Origin of the sequence: Catenibacterium sp. CAG:290 (genome assembly GCF_000437715.1) — a bacterium.
Taxonomy (GTDB): domain Bacteria; phylum Bacillota_I; class Bacilli_A; order Erysipelotrichales; family Coprobacillaceae; genus Catenibacterium; species Catenibacterium mitsuoka_A.
Map to the genome: position 1 here is coordinate 5,318 of NZ_FR898848.1, position 2,040 is coordinate 7,357.

Consider the following 2,040-nt stretch of genomic DNA (forward strand, 5'->3'; position numbering starts at 1 on the left):
AATGCGTCGTGTAGATTTAAACTTTGATGTTGTAATGGATAGTGATACAGAATTAGTTAAGAAGGTTATTATGGAAGAAGCCTTATCTAATCCTTATTGTCTCCATGATATTCCACCATTTGTGAATATGACAGAATATAAGGATAGTGCATTAACCTTTACACTTAGAGTATGGGCAGCCACAGATGACTATGAAATACTTAGATGTAGTTTACTTGAAAACATGAATAAGCGTTTCAACGAAGAAGGCATAGAACTTGCCTATACGACCTATGATATTCATCTAAGCAAATAAGTTGCGGAATATTCTTCAATCTGTTTAAATATAGGTGAGGTGAAGAATATGAAAATTGTAGATCAGAACGGTTTTAATGAAGCATTAAACAATAAGTATGTATTAGTAGACTTCTATGCAGACTGGTGTGGCCCTTGTAAGATGGTTGGTCCAGTATTAGAAGAATTAGATGCTGAAAATGATCAGTTAACAATTGTTAAAGTAAATGTAGACAATGAACTTGATTTAGCATCTAAATACGGTGTACAGTCAATTCCAAACATGATTTTCTTTAAAGAAGGTAAGGCTGTTACACAGATCATTGGTTTCGCAAATAAGGATGCAATCCTTGATAAAATCAACCCATTTATGGACTAAGAGGCACCTGATTGGTGCCTTTTTTATATGCGTGATTTTTCTCTTTATGATAATAAATTAAGCGCAAAAAATATTAGAATTAGTCAATTTGTGGAAAAGACAAATTAGTAAAAAAGATTCATGAAATGCACAAAGATTTATACTAATGAATATTGACATGTATACACAAAGAGTGTAAGATGTTTTTCATGATAGTTGGATGCTATCATACATTTATATCCATTATGGAGGGGAAAATTATGAAAACAGTAAAGGTTTTAGTTGCTGCAAGTATGGCAGCAGCATTACTTGCTGGATGTGGAAGCAAAACTGATACAGATACTTTCAGATTTGCAAGTGAATTAGATATCCAGGGTATGGATTCTACAGTAGTTGATGATGGTATGTCATACAACGCAATCCACGCAATCACAGACGGCTTAACAGCAGTAAATGACAAAGGCAAGACAGTTCCAGCATTAGCTAAGAGCTGGGATGTAAGTGCTGATGGTAAGACTTACACTTTCCACTTAAAAGATGCTAAGTGGTCAAATGGTGATAAAGTCACTGCCAACGATTTTGTTTATTCTTGGAAGAGAATTATTAAGAATGCAGGTAACTATGCTTACATGTTAGGTGATGATGGTGCATCAGTTAAGAATGCGAGTCAGTTGATTGATCTAGGCCCAAAGGCAACAGATGAACAGATGAACACTTTAGGTGTTAAAGCAGCTGATGATAAGACTTTAGTTGTTGAATTAAACAACAAGGTTCCATATTTTACAGATTTAATGGCTTTCCCATGCTACTTCCCACAGAACGAAAAGTTCGTTGAAAAATGTGGTAAGAACTATGGTACTAAACCAGAATACACATTATCTAATGGTGCTTATACAATGACTAAGTGGATCAAAGGTAATAAAGCAACATTCACTAAGAACGATAAGTACTATGATGCAAAAGCAGTTAAGACTAAGAACCTTGAAATGTTCCTAGTACAGGATCCTAAGACTGCTGCACAGAACTTTGACAATGGTAAAGTTGACTATGCAACAATTAACTCTACATTAGTAGATAAGTATAAAGGTAAAGATACTTTCACAACATTCAATGAAGGTTTCTTATTCTACTTACAGGTAAACTTCAACAATAAGACAACTGCAAATAAGAATGTAAGAGAAGCATTGTCTTATGCAATCAACAGAAAAGACTTATGCGAAAATGTCTTAAAGGATGGTTCTAAAGAAGGAACTGGTTTTGTTCCATCACAGTTATCTACTAGTCCAGCTGGTAAAGATTTCCGTGATACTGCAGGTGATCTTGTAGGTTATGATGCAAAGAAAGCACAGGAATACCTAGATGCAGCTAAGAAGGAATTAGGTACTGATACAATCACTATTGATTTATTA

General features: G+C 34.5%; 2 protein-coding genes and 1 pseudogene. All 3 read left to right on the plus strand.

All coding sequences use genetic code 11. The features are described 5' to 3' along the window. Positions 1 to 295 (plus strand): annotated as a pseudogene (locus QVO42_RS07905) (mechanosensitive ion channel domain-containing protein); the annotation flags it as partial. 48 nt (positions 296 to 343) lie between these two features. Next, positions 344 to 652, plus strand: coding sequence for a thioredoxin (gene trxA, locus QVO42_RS07910; RefSeq protein WP_022425584.1), 309 nt, complete (start codon positions 344 to 346; stop codon positions 650 to 652). Between the two features lie 239 nt (positions 653 to 891). Next, positions 892 to 2,040: peptide ABC transporter substrate-binding protein (locus QVO42_RS07915; RefSeq protein WP_288164106.1), on the plus strand; the 1,149-nt coding region annotated here is incomplete at its 3' end.